Consider the following 19609-nt stretch of genomic DNA (forward strand, 5'->3'; position numbering starts at 1 on the left):
GAGGTTTCGATAACCTCGCCGCCGCCTACACCAACGCCGCATCCTCATCACTAGGCGTATCGTCCCGGCGCGCCACCCCATCCTCGGCGCGCTTGGCGGCGCGCGCGGGCGTCTTGCCGGAGCGCTTGGCGTCCACCGCTTCGGCGATGGCTTCGATCGCTTCCACCACCGGCACCGCGATCGTGCGCGGTTCGCCGGCTTCCTTGGCCAGGCTGTGCGCGAGGGTGGCTTCGGCTTCTTCCGAGACCTTGCGGAAACGCTTGGCGTCCGGGCACAGCACCTGCATGTAGTCGGCGTCGAAGTTCAGGCGCTCGACCAGGAAGTCGACGAACGCGCGCACCTTCGGCGATTGCACCTGCCCGCGCGGGAATACGGCGTTGAACTCGTACTCCGGCCCGGTCCAGCCGGCCAGTACGCGCTGCACGTAGCCTTGTTCGGCGAAGGCCTTGACGGTGACGTCGGCGGCCAGCATCAGCGCTTCGCCGCACAGCAATGCGCCGCGCAGCGGGCCGGGGTCGTTGGCGACCATGACCGGGTCGATCACGTAATCGACGTTGCGCTCGCCGTCGCTGAGCGTCCAGATGTATTCGTTGTTGCGCCGCGACTTGGGCATCGCCAGGGTGCGGTGATGGCGCAGGTCGTCGGGATGCAGCGGTTCGCCGTGGCGGGCGAGGTAGTTCGGGCTGGCGTAGATCTGGGTGCGGAAGATCGCCAGCCGGCGCTTGATCAGGTTCGAGTCGGGCAGGTCGCCGACGCGCAGGGCGACGTCGATGCCCTTGTCGATCATGTCCACGGTTTCGTTGCTGAGGTTCATCTCCACCCGCACTTCCGGATGGCGCGCGTGGAACTCGCCCAGCAGCGGCGCGATCCAGGTGATGCCGACCGAATAGGGCGCGGTGATGCGCAACCAGCCGCGCGGGCCGCCCTGCAGCTGGCCGACCGCGCTTTCGGCTTCGGCCAGTTCGCGGGCGATGCGCTGGCAGTGCTCGAAGTAGATGTTGCCCGCTTCGGTCAGGCCGAGCTTGCGCGTCGTGCGATGCAGCAGCTGCGCGCCCAGGCGCGTTTCCAGTTCCTGCACCTTGCGGCTGACCGTGGTCTTGGGCAGGCGCAGAACGCGCGCGGCCGCGATGAAGCTGCCGCTTTCGACCACCTTCACGAAGATCAGGGTGTCGTTGAGATCGTGAGCCATGGGGGATGGCCTCCTTGGTAATGGGTCGGAAGAGAGACGGCGCGAGCGAAAGCGGTTGCAGCGGGATGCGACGACGGAAGTGCGCTGAGCGAAGAGCGTGGACGGTGTATGTGAGCTGCGGCGGGCCGGATCGGGAAGGATTCGGATATCGCCCCGGCCTCGCGGCCGGTTCAATGCGTTGCCTGATCGGTTGCGTTGCGCGATCCGTCGCGTATCGGCGGCCGGTTCCGCCCGGCCTGGGTCGTGGGTGACGGCTGTCACCGGCGTTGGCTGATCTCGTCCACTGCCGGGGCGGCCGCGGAAAGCCGACAGTGGCGCCGTCGTCCTGTCAGTGCGTGGAGCCCCATCTGAGGGTCCAGGACCACCCCCGCTCTATTGCGTAGGGGTCGCCCGCGAGCCGTTCAAGGGGGTCGGAGGGATATTGGACCGTTTCCGGGACAATTATTCCCTTAATCGCGGGCTAATCAAGTGCTGTTCTCATCTCTACTCTGTGCCGCATATCGACAAGAGGCCCCCGCCATGTTGAGCCCCCGCCAAGCCCGATTCGCCTTTCTACCTTTAATGCTGGTGGCCATGTCCGCCCTGATCGGGCTGGCCGTGGTCGTTTTCCGCCAGGGCCTGGCCCAGGGCGCGGAAGAAGCCTGGATGCTGGCCTGGGTGCTGGCCTTCACCATCGCCCTGCCCGCGGCCATGCTGCTGATGCCGGCGGTGAGCGCTGTACTCGCGCACTTCACCCGGGATGACAAGCGTCACGTGATCGTCCCGGTCACGGGAGAAAAAGTCCCAGGAGCGGGACAATGAAAGCCCCGCTGGTTGTACTCGGTGCCACCGGCGGCGTCGGCCGCGGGGTCGTGCAGGCCGCGATCGACAGCGGCCGCCCGGTCATCGCGGTGGCGCGTCAGGCAGGCGAACTCAAGGCGCTCAAGGCCGGCTACCCCCACGCCGACCTGACCACCGTCGCCGGTTCCGTCGCCAACGACGCCGCCGGCGCCAAGCTTGCCCGCGCCCTGCGCAAGCTCGGCCGCCCGCTCGCGGGCGTGGTGGCGGCCGTGTGCGGCAGCGCCGAACGAGGCCGCCTGCTCGACAATCCGGCCGAGTTCCTGCGCCGCAAGCTCGACGAGGATCTGCTCCCCCACCTCGCCGCGGCGCGCCACCTGCTGCCGTTGCTGGCCGAACACGATCGCGGCGGCACCTACGTGCTGGTCGGCGGTCCCGGCAGCGAGCACCCGTGGGCCGGCTACGGCCACCGCTCGATCGGCGCGGCCGCGCTGCGCATGCTCGCGCGCGTGCTGCACGACGAAGCGCGCCAGCTGTCGGTGCGCGTGCAGTTGCTGGCCGTGGACACGCCGGTGTGCACCGAGTTCAACCAGCGTCATTCCTGCCCCGAATGGCCCAGCGCCCTGTCGGTCGGCCAGCGCGCGATGGCGCTGATCGATCACGACATCAGCGACGAGCCGCCGCGGCCGATCGTGCCCTACGCCTCGCGCGTGGTCTCGCCCTCGGTGTTGCCGCCGCGCGCCCGTGTCCCTTCACCGCCCGCCAGCCGCAGCGATACCCGCGCGCCAGCCAGCCAAACCGAGCTTCGCAGCACCGAGCCGTATCCGACCACTACCAGCCTCAACACCGTTCCAAAGACGACTTCGCCCGATGCATGTGCGCAAGGTCCGGACAGCCCGTCCGATGAAAAAACGCAACGCTGCCTCCAGGACGCGCGCGCCTTGCTGAAGTCGCTGACCACCCAGAATCCCAAACAGGAACCCACCCCCCGATGAGCACCAGTCATTTCAACGTCCGTTCCGGCCGACCCGCCGTCGGACTCTCCGTGCTCGCGCTGGCCGCGAGTCTCGTCATCGCTTTGGCAGCCGTGGGCTGCGGCAGCCAGGCCGCGCCCCACGAGGGCGGCGCGCCGCCGCCGCCGGAAGTCAGCGTCGCCCAGGTGCTGAGCAAGCAGGTGCGGCAGTGGGACGAATTTACCGGTCGCGTCAGCGCGGTGGAGTCGGTCGAGCTGCGCGCCCGCGTCAGCGGCTATGTGGATCGCATCGCCTATAAGGAAGGCCAGGAGGTCAAGAAGGGCGACCTGCTGTTCGTGATCGACCAGCGCCGTTACCGCGCCGAGCTCAACCGCGCTCAGGCGCAGCTGGAACAGGCGCGCGCCGAAGCGCGTCTGGCCCAGACCCAGGACAAGCGCGCGCAGACCCTGGTCGAAGCCAAGGCGATCTCGCGCGAAGAGTTCGAAACCCGCCGCGCCGCCAGCACCGGCGGCGACGCCGCGGTGCGCGCGGCCGAAGCCGCGGTGGCTTCGGCCCAGCTCGATCTGACCTTCACCGAAGTGCGTTCGCCGATCAACGGCCGCGCCGGCCGGGCCATGGTCACCGTGGGCAATCTGGCCTCGGCCGACCAGACCATCCTGACCTCGGTGGTCTCGCAGAACCCGATGTACGTCTACTTCGAAAGCGACGAGCAGACCTACCTGCGCTACAACGAACTGGCGCGCAAGGGCGAACGCGAAGGCGACAAGAACCCGGTCCGCATCGGCCTGGCCAGCGAAACCGGCTACCCGCACAAGGGCACGGTCGATTTCACCGACAACCAGGTCGATCCGACCACCGGCACCATCCGCGCCCGCGCGGTGGTGGACAACGCCGATCGCGCCTTCACCCAGGGCCTGTTCGCGCGCGTGCAGCTGGAAGGCAGCGGCGAGTTCAAGGCCATGCTGATCGACGACAAGGCCGTGCTCACCGACCAGGACCGCAAGTACGTCTACGTGCTCGGCGACAAGAACGCCGCGGTGCGCAAGGACGTGGTGCTGGGCCGGATGATCGACGGCCTGCGCGTGGTCAACTCGGGCCTGGCGCCGACCGACAAGGTCATCGTCCACGGCGTGCAGAAGGTGTTCTTCCCGGGCATGCCGGTCAATCCCAAGACCATCGCCATGGGCGCTCCGGCGCCCGCGCCGGCGGCGCCGGGCGCGGCGGCCGGGGCTTTGTGATCGCCGTGCGCTGAGCGACATCCCGAACCTTCGAAGGGTTCCTGCCGTCATCCCCGCGAACGCGGGGATCCAGGGCCTTTCGGGCGAGAGCGTTTGAAGTCTCCCGATTCCCGCGTTCGCGGGAACGACGAGCCAAGGCAAACGCGAACGCGAGGTTTCAAGCAATCAAGGCCGACCTCCCCCACGGACTCGGCCGGGGACTCATGCGGCTCAACCCCGCACCAAGGAATCCGTCATGGACTTTTCCAAGTTTTTCATCGATCGGCCGATCTTCGCTGCCGTGCTGTCGATCGTGATCTTCGCCGCCGGCCTGATCGCGATACCGATCCTGCCGATCAGCGAATATCCCGAAGTGGTACCGCCTTCGGTGGTCGTGCGCACCGTGTACCCGGGCGCCAACCCCAAGGTCATCGCCGAAACCGTCGCCACGCCGCTTGAAGAAGCGATCAACGGCGTCGAAGACATGATCTACATCAAGTCGGTCGCCGGTTCCGACGGCGTGCTGGTCACCACCGTGACCTTCCGCCCGGGCACCAACGCCGACGACGCCGCCGTGCGCGTGCAGAACCGCGTCAGCCAGGCGCTGGCGCGACTGCCCGAGGACGTGCGCCGGCAAGGCGTGACCACTCAGAAGCAGTCGCCCGTGTTCTTGATGGTCGTGCATCTGACCTCGCCCAACGGCAAGTACGACACGCTGTATCTGCGCAACTACGCCCGTCTGCACGTCAAGGATTCCCTGGCGCGCCTGTCGGGCGTGGGCGATGCGCAGATCTTCGGCGGCGGCGACTACGCCATGCGCGCCTGGCTCGACCCGGACAAGATCGCTTCGCGCGGCCTGACCGCCGGCGACGTGGTCCGCGCCATGCGCGAGCAGAACGTGCAGGTCTCCGCCGGCCAGCTCGGCGCCGAGCCGATCGCCAAGAGCGACTTCCTGACCCTGATCAACGCCCAGGGCCGCCTGCGCAGCGAGAAGGAATTCGGCGATATCGTGATCAAGAGCGGCCAGGGCGGCGAGCTGGTGCGTCTGTCCGACGTCGCGCGCATGGAACTGGGCGCCGGCGATTACAGCCTGCGCTCGCAGCTCGACGGCAAGAACGCGGTCGGCATCGGTATCTTCCAGGCCCCCGGCGCGAACGCGCTGGACATCCAGGAAAAGGTGATCGCGAACATGGACCGCATCGCCAAGACCTTCCCGGACGGCATCAAGTACGAAGCGGTGTACGACACGACCATCTTCGTGCGCGATTCGATCAAGGCCGTGGTCACGACCCTGCTCGAGGCGATTCTGCTCGTGGTGCTGGTGGTGATCCTGTTCCTGCAGACCTGGCGCGCCTCGGTCATTCCGCTGATCGCGGTTCCGGTCTCGATCGTGGGTACGTTCTCGGCGCTGTATCTGCTCGGTTTCTCGATCAACACCTTGAGCCTGTTCGGCCTGGTGCTGGCGATCGGCATCGTCGTGGACGACGCGATCGTGGTGGTGGAGAACGTCGAGCGCAACATCGAAGAAGGCCTGAGCCCGCTGGAAGCGGCGCACCAGGCGATGAAGGAAGTGTCCGGCCCGATCGTCGCGATCGCGCTGGTGTTGTGCGCGGTGTTCGTGCCGATGGCGTTCTTGTCGGGCGTGACCGGCCAGTTCTACAAGCAGTTCGCGGTGACCATCGCCATCTCCACGGTGATCTCGGCGATCAACTCGCTGACCCTGTCGCCGGCCCTGGCCGCGCTTCTGCTCAAGCCGCACGGCGCGGCGAAGGATGCGCCGACGCGTCTGATCGACCGCCTGTTCGGCTGGTTGTTCCGTCCGTTCAACCGCTTCTTCGCGTCCAGCTCGCAGAAGTACCAAGGTTCGATCTCGCGGATCCTGGGCAAGCGCGGCGCGGTGTTCGTGGTCTATGCGGTGCTGCTGGTCGCCACCGGCTTCATGTTCAAGATCGTGCCGGCCGGCTTCATTCCGCTGCAGGACAAGCTGTACCTGATCGCGGGCGTGAAGTTGCCGGAAGGCTCGTCCATCTCGCGCACCGACGCGTTGTTGAAGAAAGTCACCGACGTGGCGATGAAGACCGAGGGCGTCGAGCACTCGATCGCGTTCCCCGGCCTCAACGCGGTGCAGTTCACCAACACCCCGAACACCGGCGTCGCGTTCCTTCCGCTCAAGCCGTTCGCGCAGCGCCATCGCAGCGCGGCCGAGATCACCACCGAGATCAACCAGAAGATCGGCGGTTTCCAGGAAGGCTTCACCTTCGCGCTGATGCCGCCGCCGATCCTCGGCCTGGGTAACGGCGCGGGTTATCAGATGTTCGTGGAAGACCGCACCAACCTGGGCTACGGCGCGTTGCAGAACGCCGTGTCCGGTTTCCAGGGCGCGATCATGCAGACCCCGGGCATGGGCTATCCCAACAGCACCTATCAGGCCAACGTGCCGCAGCTCGACGCCGAAGTCGACCGCGTCAAGGCCAAGGCGCAGGGCGTGCCGCTGACCGAGTTGTTCGACACTTTGCAGACCTATCTGGGTTCGGCCTACGTCAACGACTTCAATCAGTTCGGCCGCACCTGGCAGGTGATCGCCCAGGCCGACGGTTCCTTCCGCGACAGCATCGAGGACATCGGCAACCTGCGTACCCGCAACGATCGCGGCGAGATGGTGCCGATCGGCTCGATGGTCAACATCAAGCAGACCTTCGGTCCGGACCCGGTGCTGCGCTTCAACGGCTACCCGGCCGCCGATATCGCCGGTGGCGTGGATCCGAAGGTGATGTCCTCGGCCGAATCGATGAAGTTGCTGACCGATCTGGCCGCCAAGGTGCTGCCCAACGGCATGGAAATCGAATGGACCGACCTGAGCTACCAGCAGGCCAGCCAGGGCAATGCCGCGTTGATCGTGTTCCCGCTCGCCATCCTGCTGGCCTTCCTGGTGCTGGCGGCGCTGTACGAAAGCTGGACCCTGCCGCTGGCGGTGATCCTGATCGTGCCGATGTGCATGCTGTCGGCGCTGATCGGCGTCAAGCTGACCGGCGGCGACAACAACGTGTTCGTGCAGGTCGGCCTGGTGGTGTTGATGGGCCTGGCGTGCAAGAACGCGATCCTGATCGTCGAGTTCGCTCGCGAACTGGAACTGCAGGGCAAGGGCATCGTCGAGGCCGCGCTGGAATCGTGCCGCCTGCGTCTGCGCCCGATCGTGATGACCTCCATCGCCTTCATCGCCGGCACCGTTCCGCTGGTGCTGTCGCATGGCGCCGGCGCGGAAGTCCGCTCGGTCACTGGTATCACCGTGTTCGCCGGCATGTTGGGCGTGACCTTGTTCGGTCTGTTCCTGACCCCGGTGTTCTACGTCGCTCTGCGCAAGATGGCCGGCAACAAGCTGGTCTCGCACGGCGACCATCACAACGCTACGGAGAAAGTCCATGCGTAATCTGAAATTCCCCGCGATCGCCGTGCTGACGCTCGCGCTGGCCGCCTGCGCCGTCGGTCCGGACTATGTCCGGCCGACCTTGTCCACGCCGGACAAGTTCGCCCGCGGCGATGCGCAAGCGGCCACCGACGGCACCGTCGCGCCCGAGCCCGACGCCGAGTTCTGGCGCGGCTTCAACGACCCGCTGCTGACGCGGCTGGTCGAGGAATCGCTGTCGGCCAACCACGATCTGCGCATCGCCCTGTCCAACTACGACCGCGCCAACGCCTTGCTGCGCGGCGCCAAGTTCGACCGCTTCCCGACCATCACCGGCAGCGCCAGCGGCAGCGACACGCGTTCGAGCTCCGACCAGATGCCCGGCGCGCCGAACTCGGCGCGCGATAACGAGAGCTACAGCGCGCAGGCCAACGTGAGCTGGGAACTGGACGTGTTCGGCCGCGTGCGCCGCAACATCGAATCCCAGCGCGCCGACGCCTGGGCCAGCGCCGCCGATCTGCAGGCGATGCAGGTGTCGATCGTCGGCGAAGTGGCGCGCAGCTACGTCGAGCTGCGCGGCCTGCAGGAACGCCTGCGGGTCGCGCGCGAAAACGCCGAGAACCAGACCGAGACCCTGCGTCTGGTGCAGGCGCGCTTCGACGCCGGGCGCGGCACCGAGTTCGATACTTCGCGTGCGCGCGCTCAACTGGAAGCCACCTTGGCGCGGGTGCCGAACCTGGAAGCCCAGGTCGCGATCACCGAGCATCGCCTGGCGGTGTTGACCGGGCAGACGCCGGACGCGCTGATCGCCGAGCTGGATCAGGCCGGCGCCTTGCCGGCGCTGCCGCAGCGGCTCGACGCCGGCACGCCGGGCGAACTGCTGCGCCGCCGTCCCGACGTCGCCGCGGCCGAACACCGGTTGCACGCGGCGACCGCGCGCATCGGCGTGGCCACCGCCGATCTGTTCCCGCGCTTCACCCTGAGCGGGCTGATCGGTTCGCAGGCCATCGACACGTCCGCCTTGTTCGAACGCGCCAGCGAAACCCGCCTGGTCGCGCTGGGCATCGACTGGTCGTTCCTGGATATCGGCCGTGTGCGTTCGCGCATCAAGGCCGCCGATGCGACCGCCGAAGGCGAACTGGCGCGTTATCAGCAAAGCGTGCTGCTGGCGCTGGAAGACACCGAGAACGCGTTGGTGCGCTATGCGCGCGCCCGCGTCGAGGACCAGCACCTGGAGCGCGCCGCGCAGGACAGCCTGAAGGCCGCCAAGCTCGCGCGCGTGCGCTACGAGGCCGGCGCCGCCGACCTGTTCGAAGTGCTCGACGCCGAACGCACGCAGCTGCAGGCGCAGGACGCCTTCGCCGACGGCCGTACCCGCAGCGTCACCGGTGCGATCTCGCTGTACAAGGCGATGGCCGGCGGCTGGCCGGGCCGCGAGCCGGTGCGCGAAGGCGTGGCGCGCAATTGATGTAGCCGGGATTCGGGATTTGGGATTCGGGATTCGAAAAAAGCACGAGGTCGCCTTCGTTGTTGTTCGATCCCGGATTCCGAGTCCAGAGCCCGCGGTTCCCCCTTGACCGACGAACCCCAGGCACGGCGATGCCCCTCCCCCTCTCTTTCGCCGCGTCCTGTCGTCGGTCTTTTTATTTTGGGCCGGGATTCGGGCCTAGGGATTCGTGATTGGTAAAGCCGCGAACGCCGGCTTTTGCATTGCGAATCCCGAATCACTAATCCCGAATCCCGGCCCCCAAAGCTCCGACGGGCCGGTCGCGACGCCACCGCGGCGCGGCACTGGGTTCGGCCACCTGCGGACGGACGGCTGCGCGACCTGGTAGCGCGCAACCGCCGCAGGCGCCGCGGCCGCCTCGTCGGTCTTCCGCGTCGTCCGTCGCGCGCAAGCGGCGACATGCGCGCCGCATCGTTGCGCCGCATTGCCGCGGCGATTCAACCATGCCGGCGGCGGAAGCGAGGTAGCGCTTCCGCCGCCGCGAGTGCCTTCGTTGCGATCAGTCGGTCGGCGCCGAGAACACGGTCTTCAGGAAGCCCGGCCAGGCCGATTCGCGCACGTAGCTGATCGGCCGGTCGGTATTGCTGACCTTGTAGCCGCCGCTGGCCGCGTCGGAATTGAATTCCTTCGCGCTCTGCGGAAAGAACACGGCCAGGCCGGTGTCGCCCTTGTAGCGGCCGCCGATGTTGTTGCCGCTGCTGTAGTTGGCCTTGACCGCCAGCGCCAACGCGGCTTGCGCGTCGCCGATCGCGGCCTTGCTGTCGGCGTCGATCGCCTTGGTCTTGAGCAGGCCCAGCCAGCCGCCGATGTCCACCCCCAGCGACCCGTCGTAAGGCGTCATGCCCGCGCGCGCGCTGCGCGCGGCCTGTCGCTCGGTGCTGGTGGTCAGGCTTTCGGCGACCGAATCGAGCGCGTCGGCGACCAGGCCGGCCTTGCTCAGATCGATCGACGACAGCGTGGTATGGCCGGAAGGGTTGTTGGTGTAGTAGTCGCGGTAGCTGTCGACGACGAACTTGCCCAGAGACTCGGCCCCGGTGGTGGCCGGCTGCGCGTTCAGTCTGGCGAGGAAGCCGTAGTCCCAACCTTCGCCGGGTTCGAGTTCTTCGCTGCCGACCAGGAAGTTGGCGCGATTGCGCAACTCGTAGGCCGGCTCGATCATCGCCATCAGGCAGGCATCGAAGGACACGATGTCGAGCTTCCTGTCGCCCAGCGCGGTCTTGATCGCGGCGGCCACGTCGGCGTTGTAGAGCGCGTTGCCGGTTTGGTCGTCGAAGGACACCGAGCGGTGGGTGGCTTTCTGGCTCGGCGCGGCGCGGAAGCCCTGGCCATGGTTCCAGATCACCAGCATGGTGCGCTTGGCCGGATACTTTTCGGTCCCCCACTTGATGAAATCGGCCAGCGTCTGCTTATCGCCCATGTCGGTGTTCAACTTGGCCCGGCCCAGGTCCATCAACGCGCCGGCGGCGGTCGGCTTGTCGCCCCTCTTGACGCGGTAGCGCTTGACCCCGGTCCAGTTGCCGTTGCCGGTGTAGTAGCCGTTGATGCGGCCGTATTCGACCAGGATGTTGACCTTGTCGGAACTGCCGACCTTGGCCATCTGGTCCCAGTTGTGGACGGTGTACTCTTCCAGATTGTTCTTGCCGTTCATGAACACCAGCACGTTCCACTCGGCTTGGGTGGCCTTCGCGCCGCTGGGAACTTTCGCGGCGATCGCCGCTCCGCAGCACGCGAACAGTGCCGCGGCAAGTAATGCTCTACCTAAGGATTTCATCGGTTCGTTTTCCTGAAATGAAGAAGCAAGGCCGCGCGCGCGATGCGCTTGGTTCGCGCGGCGAATAGCGAATAGGCATTCGCTGAAGATAGAAGCGCAAGCCGGCCCCTCTTCCCCCCTTGCAGTGGCGAGGATTGCGAGCCGATAACTGTGACGTCTATTGAGTAACGCAACACCGATGGCCGCGATGCGGCGCGGACGCGGACATGCGACGAACCCGTCGCATGCGGCACGGTGAATGGCATGCAATTCCGCGATGCATATGCGCGGTGCGCTATCGCATATCGCCGATGCCGATGCTCCACATCGCAGCGATGTCGCGCGTGCCCAGGCTCATGGTGAAGCAGCGCATCGGCGACAGCGCGGGGTCAACCGCCGACCTGGGCGACCCAGTGATCGAGGTTGTAGTAGTTGGTCACCCGCTCGATCTTGCCCTCGCGGATTTCGAAGAACGCGCCGCCCGGCAACACATAGCGCTGGCCGCGCGCTTCGGGCAGGCCGGGATCGGTCAGCAGATACTCGCCGTGGACCACATACTCCGCCGCCGCGCGGACACCGTCGGGCGACACCATCACCACGATATCGCGCAACTGCTCGCGGTAATGCCGCGCCATGCGCTCGATGAACGCGGCGAAGGCCTCGCGGCCGGATTCGCGCGCGCCCTGGTTGAGATCGTGCACGACATCCTCGCCGAGGGTGGCGAGCATGCCGGCCCAGTCGCCGCGATTGAAGGCGGCGTAATAGGACAGCACCACTTCGGTGGCGCGGTCGTGCAGACGGGTGCCGTCGATCTTCATGAGCGATCCTGCGGGTAGGGCGGGGCAGCCGCATCATGGCGCATTCGGGCCGGGTCGAGGAACCGCCGGCGGCGCGGTTCGCCGCCGTTCGGCGCCAAAGCGAAGGGCCCGCGCTTGGCGGGCCCTTCGTGTACCGCGGCGATGTCCGCCGCGCCGTTCAGGCGGCGCGGGGCGGACTCAGATCCGCACCATCGCGCGCTGGCGCTGGCGCAGCAGGCTGATCGTCAGCACCGCCGCCAGCAGCGCGGTGGTGACCACGAAGATGCCCACGCCCAGGTAGCCGCCGCTGACGCCGCCGGCGGTGGCCGCGGCGCCGGCCTGGTTCGGCACGAAGCTGGCCGCGAGCATGCCGGTGTAGTGCATGCCGCACACGGCCACGCCCATCACCAGCGCGCTGCCGAGCATCTGGCCCCAGCCGCGCAGGTTGAAGGCCAGCCACAGGGCGACGATGGAGGCGACGATCGCGATCGCCGCCGAGGTCATCACCAGCGCGCTGTCGTAGACCGTATCGGCCGGCATCAGCATCGCGGCCATGCCGGCGTAGTGCATGCCGGTCACGCCCAGGCCCATCAGCACGCCGCCGATGATGAGCTTGCCCCAGTTGAATACGCCGGTGCCGGCGATGCCCAGTCCGGCCATGCACGAAACCACCGCGACCACCGCCGAGCCCAGCGTGACCGGCAGGTCGTAGGTGACCTCCACGTTCATGCGGCAGGCGAGCATGGCGATGAAGTGCATGGCCCAGATCGCGCCGCCGCCCATCGCGATGCCGGCCGCGGTGACCGCGCGCCATCGCGCCGGGCCGCTAGTGTTGGGAATCGCGATCGCCAGCTGCAGCGCGGTGAACGAGCCCAGTACCGACACTACGTAGGAGAGGATGACCAGCAATGGGTCATGGATGCATTGGATGGCGTGATCGAGCGGCATGGCGAACCCCCTGAGGTGGATGGGTTGAGCTGCAATGAATCGCCGCGGCGCCGTCCCGCGCCGCTGCGATAAAGCACGTCGGCGCATGCCCGGCGTGCCCTGCGCCACGGCGGTCCTTGACCGTGGCGGTCGACCGGCGAACCGGTCAGCTTTCGAATTCGAACCGGCACGTCTCCGCGCCGGTATTGCGGCATTGGCTTTCCACGACGTGCACGTGGGTGCCGTGCTGGCCTTCCAGCAGCCCGCCGAGCATGCCGCGCAGGAAATGGCAGCATTCGCCGCTCTCGCCGCGATGGCAGAAAGGGCTGTTGCGGACCTTGAGCACGTCCTCGTGCAGTTCGGCCTGGACCAGCTGGCGCATCGCCGGCAGGGCGATGCGGCGCACCGAGTCGGCCAGCGGCAACTGTCCGCCGAGGGCGAAATCGCGTTTGTAGACCCAGGCGCCGACGCGCTGGCCGATGTAGCGCAAGGTCGCCTCGCGCTGCGTCGGCGGCAGTTCGCGTTCCAGCGCGACCAGCTGCAGCAGGATGTTGGGGTAGTTGCGCGCCAACTGGGGTAGCAGAGTCTCCACGCGCTGCGTATCGATCGGCGCAGCCGCATGCCCCCCCGCCGCACCCGCCGACGCGACCGGCGCCGGCGCAGCGGACGTCTGTCCCACATGACCATGGCCATTGCCGTTGTTGCGCGCGACCGGAGCCGGCGCGCTCGGCGCGGGCTCGTAGGGCGAAGCCTCGAAGCTCTGCACCAGATGATGCGTGCCCAGCTTCTCTTCGAGCATCAGCAAGGCATCGGCCGGACCACGCACGACCATGACCAGCACCACGCCTTCATCGCTGTTGAGCATGCGCTGGCGCAGCAGGGTGAATCCGTTCGCGATGACCACCTGCCCCAAGGCGAGCAAGAGGCCGTCGCGGCGGTCGGACACCACGCGAAACTCGACATCCACCATGTAGTACTCCCCTGGCCTGTGCGCAGGTCCGTGTGTCCCGACTCATTACGAGCGCGGCCATGACCAAGGGACTGGCGCGCGATGGCGCAGCGTGCCAGTTGCGTTAACAAAAAACGCAAACGAAGATCACAGAAAAGCCCGTTTTTTACGCAGTTTATGCGGCTAACACTGCGTGTCGAGGAACCGACCGCATAACAAACGCAAAGCGTGTCGGAAACCGGTCAAAGCGTTTGCGGCGCGAACCATTGCGCCGCCAGATCCAGATCGACGTTGCCGCCTGACACGATCAGGCCGACGCGACGGCCCGCGAACAACGCCGGATAGGCCAGCACCACCGCCAGCGGCACCGCGCCGGACGGCTCGACCACCAGCTTCATGCGCTCCCAGATCAAGCGCATGGCGGCGATCACCTGGCGATCATCGACCAGGCAGATGTCGCGCAGGTGTGAGCGAAGGATAGGAAAGGTGAGCGTTCCCAGTTCCGCGCGCAGGCCGTCGCAGACGGTGTCGGTCTTGCGGCCGGTGATGCGGCGGCCTTCGCGCAGCGAATCGTGGGCGTCGCGGGCGCCCTCGGGCTCGGCGCCGTAGACGGCGATGGACGGATCGTGGCCGTGCGCGGCGATCGCCGTGCCCGACAGCAGTCCGCCGCCGCTGACCGGCGCGATCACGGTGTCCAGTTGCGGCGCGCTGGCCAGCAGTTCCAGCGTGGCCGTGCCTTGGCCGGCGATCACGCGCGGATCGTTGAACGGATGCACCAGCACGGCGCCGGTGCGCGCCAGCACCTGGGCGGTAGCGGCGTCGCGCGCGGACTGCTCGGGTTCGCAATAGACGATGTCGGCGCCGTAGGCGCGGATCGCGGCGAGCTTGACCTTGGGCGTGTTGTGCGGCGCGACCACGGTGGCGCGGCCGCCGCGCAGGCGCGCGGCCAGGGCGATGGCGCCGCCGTGGTTGCCCGAACTCTGGGTGACGATGCCGCGCGCGACTTCCTCGTCGCTGAGCGAGAACACCGCGTTGCAGGCGCCGCGGAACTTGAACGCGCCGCCGCGTTGCAGGTTCTCGCATTTGAAGTGCAGCTCGCAGCCGGCGGCTTCGTCGATCACGCGCGAGCGCATGACCGGCGTGGCGTGCGCATGCGGGGCGATGCGCGCGGCCGCGGCGAGGATATCGGAATAGGTCGGCGCGGCCGGATCGGTGACGGCGGACGCGGGCTCGACGCCTTGCGGAGCGGAGAGATTGTTCATGGGCCAAGCGTAGCGCAGGCGCGTGGAAGGCGGGGTGCGCGGGGTGGCGGAAGGGTGGACCGGTGTCCGCGGGGATGGCGTGCGATGCATCGTCCATCCCGGCCGAGCACGTCAATGTGCCCCCTTTGTAGAGGGGGCGAGCGCCCGGCGATAGCATGGTTGCTGTACTTGGCCGCAAGCGCGGGGGATTTGCTCTGCTGTGCTTTAAAGCAAAAGCAAATCCCCCCTAGCCCCCCTTTTTCAAAGGGGGGAACTGCATCGACGAAGGGGGGCGCATCGACGTCAGTCGTGGCGCAGTGCCGCGATCGGGTCCAGCCGCGCCGCCTGCCGCGCCGGATACACACCGAACCCCAGACCCACCGCGGCGCAGAACAGCGCCGACAGCAACACCGGGATCGGCGCCCACGCCACCTGCCAGCCGGCGAAGGCGGCGATCAGATACGCCAGCGCGACCCCGAACAACAACCCCAGCGCCGCGCCCGACACGCAGATCACCGTCGCCTCGCGCAGGAACTGCGCGATCACATCGCGCCGCCGCGCGCCCAGCGCGCGCAGCAGGCCGATCTCGCGCCGCCGCTCCAGCACATTGGCGAGCATGATGTTCATGATGCCGATGCCGCCCACCAACAGGCTCACGCCGGCGATCGCGCCCATCACCACGCGGAAGATGCGCTGCGTCTTCTGATGCTGCTGGAACAATTGCTGCGGCACCACCAGGCGGAAGTCGGGCATGCCGGCGTGGCGCTGATTGAGCACGGTGGACAGCACCCGCGCGCCGGCGGCGAGTTGCGAGGGATCGCGCAAGCGCAGCACGAAGCGATCGACCTCGTCCTCCTGCGGCTGGAACTTGAAGCGCGCCCGCGCGCTGGCCAGCGGCAGATACACGCGGTTGCTCTCCAGCCCCAACTGCACGCCTTCGAACTGATCCTTGCTCAAGTCGCGATCGGCCAGCACGCCGACCACCTGCAGCCACACATGATTGACCTTCAGGTCCTGGCCGATGGGATCGACGCCGGGAAACAGATCCGCCGCCGCCTGATGGCCCAGCACCGCGACCGCGGCCAAGGCGCGATCGTCGGCGTCGGTCAAGGCGCGGCCCTTGGCGATGCGCAGCGACGACAAGTCGAAATAATCCGGGCTCACGCCGCTGGCCTGGGCGTCGCTGCGGCCGGCGTCGCTGAAGACCGAATGGGTGCGGACCGGTTTCTCCGCGGCGTAGCGCTTCGCGCCGGGCACCACCGCCAGCGCGGCGTCGGCATCGGCCAGGCTCAGGCCCAGGCTGCGCGCGCGGGTTTCGCGCAGGCTGTTTTCGTCCTGCGGCTTGGCCTCGGCGATCAGATTGTTGAGGCCCAGGCTTTCGACCAGGCGCAGCGCTTCGCGCCGGCTGCCTTCGCCGACCGCCTGCATCGCCACGATCGCGCCGACACCGAAGATCATGCCGAGCAAGGTCAGCAGGGTGCGCAGACGCCGCCGCCACAGTTCCTCGACCGCTTCGCGCCAGATCGGCGGCAGCCAGCGCAAGGCGCGGCTCACGGACGCGCCGCCGGAGTCGCGCGCGCGGCCGGCTTGCTCACGCCGGCGTCGTTGCCCGAGGGTTCTTTCGACGGCGCCGCGGTTTCGACAGCGCCGGCCTCGGCCAGCAATACCTCATCGCCGGCGCGCAGGCCCGACAGCACCTGCGAGCGCGCCGGCCCGCGCACGCCCAGCTTGATCTCGCGGCGCAGGAAATCGCCGCCGTCGCGCACGCGCACGTAGTCGCGGCCGTCGTCGCTGTCGATCGCCACGTTGGCCACGCTCAAGGCGCGCGCGTCGAACAAAATCACCCGCGCCTGCAGCCGCTGCCCCGGCACCAGTTTGTAGCGCGCGATCGCCTCGGCCGGAATCGGCGCCTTCATGCTCAGATACTTCACCGGACTTTCCTGGCTGCGCACCTTGGCCGCGCTGGCGACCCAGGACAGTTTGCTGAGAATCTTCTGCTCGGGCCGGCCGACCGGAAACATCTCCACGGCGTTGCCGACATGGATGCCTTGCGCTTCGATCTGCGGCAGGCTCAGGTCCAGCTCCATTGACGAGGCGTCGGGCAGGCTGCCGTAGTCGAAGCCCGCGCGCAGCGTCGCGCCGATGTTGGGTTTGTCGCCGGACCAGTTGCTCGCCAGCATCAGCACGCCGTCGTTGGGCGCGCGCAGCTCCAGCGCGTCCAGGTCGGCCTGGCGGGTCTTGGCGGCGATGTCGAAGGTCGCGCGCTGCGCGTCGAGCACCGCCAGCTCCGCGCCGCCGCGCACACCGGACTGGCCGCGCTGCCATTGCAGGGTTTCGCGTTTCTCGGTCAGAAAGCGCCGGTCCTGCACGGCGTCGAGCACCTCGTTGCGCGCCATCGTGCTCAGGTCGGCGCTGGCGTAGCGGTCGGCGATGCCCAGTTGCACCGCGACCTGGGCCAGATCGACCGCGACCTTGCTCTGCGCGGTTTCCAGATCACCCTGCTTGGCCGCGCGAGCAAGCAGATTGCGCTGCACGTCGATCAGGGTCTGTGCGAGTTCCTGCTTGCCTTGGTCGGCCGAGAAGCGCGCGATCAGGTCGCCTTTCTTGACCGCGCTGCCTTCGGGCAGCATCCACTCGACCTGACGCGCGGCCCAATTGCGGCCGGGCACGTTGAGCGGAGTGGACTTGGCCGACTTTAGTTCGCCTTCGCCGCGCACGCTCAGCTGCAGCGGCGCCTGCGCGAGGGTTTCGGTCGCCGCGGGGGCGATGTCGCCGGCGCAGCCGCTCAGCCACAGCAAGGGTAGGAGCCAACCGAAGAGGTTGATGACCACCGCCTGCGCACTTCCAAGACCGCGACACCCCATCGCGCGCAGATCGCCGCACGCACCCGCGCGCACCGTCGCAATCCATTCGCCCAGCGCAACGATCATCGCGCCGCACCCTTCGCCGCCACCGGCGCGGCGATCTCCACCCGCACCGCCTGCCCCGGACGCAGCGGCGCGCGCGGGTCGTCGAGCTGCACGTCCAGATCCAGCACCGGCACCGGCTGCACCTGCGACTTGCTGCGCACCGCGCGGCCGACCGAGGCGATATGCCCGCGCAGCACGCTGCCGGCGCCGCCTTCGACGACGATGCGCACCGGCGCGCCGACGCTGACTTTCTGCAAGTCGCGCTCGGGCAGTTCGGCGCGCACCGCCAGCGTGCTCATGTCGGGAATCTCCGCCACGGTCTGGCCGACCCAGACTTGCGAGCCCACGTCGTATTTTTCGCCTTCGAAATTACTGCGATGCATCATCAGGCCGTCGCGCGGCGCGATCACGTTCAAGGCGCCGAGCGAGCGCTGCAGTCGATCGACATCGGCCTGCAGTTGCGCACGTTCGGCCGCGAGCAGGCGGCGTTCCTGCCGGCGCTGCTCGGCCGACAATACTTCGCGTCGCTGCGCCAGCGCCATCTTGCGTTCCATCTGCGCGCGCGCGACCACCAGCTTGCGGTATTCGATGCCGGCGATCAGCTCGGCCGGTTGCTGGGTCTTGCGCTGGGCTTTATCCAGGGCCGCCTGCGCTTCGGAAGTGGCCAGGCGCTCGCTGCGTTCGCGTTCGGCCAGTTCCAGGTCGAGTTTTTCCAGCTCGCTGTGTTTTTCCTTGAGCTGGCTTTGCTTCTCGGTAAGCTGCTTGATCACGTCGCTGCTGTCGAAGCTGATCACCTGCTGGCCGCGCTTGACCGGCGCGCCGTCGGTGGCGAGCTGGGTGATGTTGAACTGCCACATGCGCTCCACGCTCGGCGGCATCAGCGCCGAAGTGCGTCGCGCATAGACCTCGCCGTCCACGCGCAGCGGCGCGGCCGCGGCCGGCAGGCTCGATGCCAGCAACAACACCGCCCACAGGCGCTTCATCGCTGCGCTCCGGCGGCGGGCGCGGCGCTGACGGCGGTCACCCGCACGCTCATGCCCGGCAACAGCGGCAGGCCGTGCCTGGGCGGCAGATCGATGTCGATGGTGAAGTAACGGCCTTCGCCCCATTCGGATTTGCGGTCCGGCGCGCCGGCGATCGCGCGGATCGTCGCCTGCACGCGCTGGCGCGGCAGGGCGTCGAAACTCAGCTGCACGCGCTGGCCGACCCGCAGGCCGCGCCGGTCCGGTTCCAGCGCCCAGGCGCGCACCTGCATGCCGCCGCCGCTGCCGACCACTTCGCCGGCGCGGCTGCCGGGCATGGTCGAGCTGCCTTCGTCGATGCGCCCGCCGATCCAGTTGTTGTTGAATCCGTGCAGGACCACGCCGTCGCGCTCGGCGCGCACTTCCGACTGACGCAGCAGCGCGGCGTAGTAATCGCGCTGGATGACCAGCTTATCCACTTCCAGCTGGCCGTCGCTGCGGCGCCGCGCGACCGCGGCGCGGGCGGTGTCGAGCAGTTCGTGCTTGAGCCGGTTTTCGCGCGTGGTCTTGTCCAGATCGCCCTGATGGCGGTCGTAGTCCAGTTGCGAGATCAGCGTGCGCGGAATCGCCGCTTCGATCTTGGCCGTGGCCAGCGCGGCTTCGGCTTCGGCCACCGCGACTTCGGCATCGACCGCCTTGACCTCGAGTTCGGCCAGTTCTTTCGCCGCCTTGGCCCGCGCCTGCTCGATCTTGGCTTCGAGTTCGGGAATCTGCGTGCCGGCCTGGCCCGGATCGATGCGCAGCACCACCTCGCCGGCCTTGACCGACTGGCCTTCGGGCACGAAATAGCGGATCGCCACCGGCGCGCTGTTGGCTTGCGGCGTATAGATGACTTGCGCGCCGACCGAGCGCACTTCGCCGGTCAGCACCGCGGCGCAGGCCGCGCCCGCGAGCGCCGACAGCGCCGCGCCGACGGCGAGGGATGCGCCGACGCGCGCGCGCATGCG

Annotated in this window: 14 protein-coding genes and 1 pseudogene; 5 read left to right on the plus strand and 10 right to left on the minus strand. The window is 67.9% G+C overall.

Annotation, left to right across the window (positions count from 1 at the left end; genetic code table 11):
* Positions 1–229: 229 nt before the first annotated feature.
* Positions 230–1189, minus strand: a pseudogene (locus AB4Y92_RS02880) (LysR substrate-binding domain-containing protein); the annotation flags it as partial.
* A gap of 561 nt (positions 1190–1750) precedes the next feature.
* Here AB4Y92_RS02880 and AB4Y92_RS02885 point away from each other — a divergent pair.
* The 5 genes from AB4Y92_RS02885 (at position 1751) to AB4Y92_RS02905 (ending at position 9028) form a co-directional block, all read left to right on the plus strand.
* Complete coding sequence (locus AB4Y92_RS02885) at positions 1751–1990, plus strand: DUF2798 domain-containing protein (RefSeq protein WP_441818580.1); 240 nt, start codon at positions 1751–1753, stop codon at positions 1988–1990.
* The gene (locus AB4Y92_RS02890; RefSeq protein ID WP_441818282.1) at positions 1987–2961 is read left to right on the plus strand and encodes an SDR family NAD(P)-dependent oxidoreductase; all 975 of its coding nucleotides are present in this window, start codon (positions 1987–1989) and stop codon (positions 2959–2961) included. The genes AB4Y92_RS02885 and AB4Y92_RS02890 overlap by 4 nt, the downstream gene beginning before the upstream one ends.
* Positions 2958–4178: an efflux RND transporter periplasmic adaptor subunit gene (locus AB4Y92_RS02895; RefSeq protein WP_441818283.1), complete on the plus strand. Its 1221-nt coding sequence runs from the start codon at positions 2958–2960 to the stop codon at positions 4176–4178. The genes AB4Y92_RS02890 and AB4Y92_RS02895 overlap by 4 nt, the downstream gene beginning before the upstream one ends.
* Before the next feature lie 235 nt (positions 4179–4413).
* Positions 4414–7584 carry an efflux RND transporter permease subunit gene (locus AB4Y92_RS02900; protein ID WP_441818284.1) on the plus strand — a complete coding sequence of 1057 codons (3171 nt, stop codon included), beginning with the start codon at positions 4414–4416 and terminating at the stop codon, positions 7582–7584.
* A complete protein-coding gene (locus AB4Y92_RS02905) occupies positions 7577–9028 on the plus strand; it encodes an efflux transporter outer membrane subunit (protein WP_441818285.1) in 1452 nt (483 codons plus the stop codon). Before AB4Y92_RS02900 ends, AB4Y92_RS02905 begins: the two co-directional genes overlap by 8 nt.
* A gap of 538 nt (positions 9029–9566) precedes the next feature.
* Here AB4Y92_RS02905 and AB4Y92_RS02910 read toward each other — a convergent pair.
* The 9 genes from AB4Y92_RS02910 to AB4Y92_RS02950 all read right to left on the minus strand — a co-directional run bounded on the left by AB4Y92_RS02910 (position 9567) and on the right by AB4Y92_RS02950 (position 19606).
* Positions 9567–10838, minus strand: a complete 1272-nt coding sequence (locus AB4Y92_RS02910; RefSeq protein WP_441818286.1) for a clostripain-related cysteine peptidase — start codon at positions 10836–10838, stop codon at positions 9567–9569.
* 368 nt (positions 10839–11206) lie between these two features.
* On the minus strand, positions 11207–11635 hold the full coding sequence (locus tag AB4Y92_RS02915) for a ketosteroid isomerase-related protein (RefSeq protein WP_441818287.1): 429 nt from the start codon (positions 11633–11635) through the stop codon (positions 11207–11209).
* 177 nt (positions 11636–11812) lie between these two features.
* Positions 11813–12562: an MHYT domain-containing protein gene (locus AB4Y92_RS02920; protein ID WP_441818288.1), complete on the minus strand. Its 750-nt coding sequence runs from the start codon at positions 12560–12562 to the stop codon at positions 11813–11815.
* Positions 12563–12707: 145 nt separating this feature from the next.
* Positions 12708–13511 (minus strand): V4R domain-containing protein, encoded by an 804-nt coding sequence (locus AB4Y92_RS02925; RefSeq protein ID WP_441818289.1) that lies wholly within the window; start codon positions 13509–13511, stop codon positions 12708–12710.
* Positions 13512–13732: 221 nt separating this feature from the next.
* Positions 13733–14752 (minus strand): pyridoxal-phosphate dependent enzyme, encoded by a 1020-nt coding sequence (locus AB4Y92_RS02930; protein WP_441818290.1) that lies wholly within the window; start codon positions 14750–14752, stop codon positions 13733–13735.
* Positions 14753–15034: 282 nt separating this feature from the next.
* Positions 15035–16285, minus strand: a complete 1251-nt coding sequence (locus tag AB4Y92_RS02935; protein WP_441818291.1) for an ABC transporter permease — start codon at positions 16283–16285, stop codon at positions 15035–15037.
* Positions 16282–17661: an efflux RND transporter periplasmic adaptor subunit gene (locus tag AB4Y92_RS02940; protein WP_441818292.1), complete on the minus strand. Its 1380-nt coding sequence runs from the start codon at positions 17659–17661 to the stop codon at positions 16282–16284. The genes AB4Y92_RS02935 and AB4Y92_RS02940 overlap by 4 nt, the downstream gene beginning before the upstream one ends.
* A complete protein-coding gene (locus tag AB4Y92_RS02945; protein ID WP_441818293.1) occupies positions 17658–18623 on the minus strand; it encodes an HlyD family secretion protein in 966 nt (321 codons plus the stop codon). The genes AB4Y92_RS02940 and AB4Y92_RS02945 overlap by 4 nt, the downstream gene beginning before the upstream one ends.
* The gene (locus tag AB4Y92_RS02950) at positions 18620–19606 is read right to left on the minus strand and encodes an HlyD family secretion protein (protein WP_441818294.1); all 987 of its coding nucleotides are present in this window, start codon (positions 19604–19606) and stop codon (positions 18620–18622) included. The genes AB4Y92_RS02945 and AB4Y92_RS02950 overlap by 4 nt, the downstream gene beginning before the upstream one ends.
* Positions 19607–19609 lie beyond the last annotated feature (3 nt).

Source organism: Lysobacter sp. TAB13 (assembly GCF_052113885.1).
Classification (GTDB): Bacteria; Pseudomonadota; Gammaproteobacteria; order Xanthomonadales; family Xanthomonadaceae; genus Lysobacter; species Lysobacter gummosus.

What these genes read in the sequence shown, in the direction of transcription:
- AB4Y92_RS02945 (WP_441818293.1), bottom strand. Translation starts at nt 18,623, where the DNA reads ATGAAGCGCCTGTGGGCGGTGTTGTTGCTGGCATCGAGCCTGCCGGCC.
- AB4Y92_RS02905 (WP_441818285.1), top strand. Translation starts at nt 7,577, where the DNA reads ATGCGTAATCTGAAATTCCCCGCGATCGCCGTGCTGACGCTCGCGCTG.
- AB4Y92_RS02915 (WP_441818287.1), bottom strand. Translation starts at nt 11,635, where the DNA reads ATGAAGATCGACGGCACCCGTCTGCACGACCGCGCCACCGAAGTGGTG.
- AB4Y92_RS02920 (WP_441818288.1), bottom strand. Translation starts at nt 12,562, where the DNA reads ATGCCGCTCGATCACGCCATCCAATGCATCCATGACCCATTGCTGGTC.
- AB4Y92_RS02900 (WP_441818284.1), top strand. Translation starts at nt 4,414, where the DNA reads ATGGACTTTTCCAAGTTTTTCATCGATCGGCCGATCTTCGCTGCCGTG.
- AB4Y92_RS02890 (WP_441818282.1), top strand. Translation starts at nt 1,987, where the DNA reads ATGAAAGCCCCGCTGGTTGTACTCGGTGCCACCGGCGGCGTCGGCCGC.
- AB4Y92_RS02910 (WP_441818286.1), bottom strand. Translation starts at nt 10,838, where the DNA reads ATGAAATCCTTAGGTAGAGCATTACTTGCCGCGGCACTGTTCGCGTGC.
- AB4Y92_RS02895 (WP_441818283.1), top strand. Translation starts at nt 2,958, where the DNA reads ATGAGCACCAGTCATTTCAACGTCCGTTCCGGCCGACCCGCCGTCGGA.
- AB4Y92_RS02930 (WP_441818290.1), bottom strand. Translation starts at nt 14,752, where the DNA reads ATGAACAATCTCTCCGCTCCGCAAGGCGTCGAGCCCGCGTCCGCCGTC.
- AB4Y92_RS02950 (WP_441818294.1), bottom strand. Translation starts at nt 19,606, where the DNA reads ATGCGCGCGCGCGTCGGCGCATCCCTCGCCGTCGGCGCGGCGCTGTCG.
- AB4Y92_RS02925 (WP_441818289.1), bottom strand. Translation starts at nt 13,511, where the DNA reads ATGGTGGATGTCGAGTTTCGCGTGGTGTCCGACCGCCGCGACGGCCTC.
- AB4Y92_RS02885 (WP_441818580.1), top strand. Translation starts at nt 1,751, where the DNA reads ATGCTGGTGGCCATGTCCGCCCTGATCGGGCTGGCCGTGGTCGTTTTC.
- AB4Y92_RS02940 (WP_441818292.1), bottom strand. Translation starts at nt 17,661, where the DNA reads ATGATCGTTGCGCTGGGCGAATGGATTGCGACGGTGCGCGCGGGTGCG.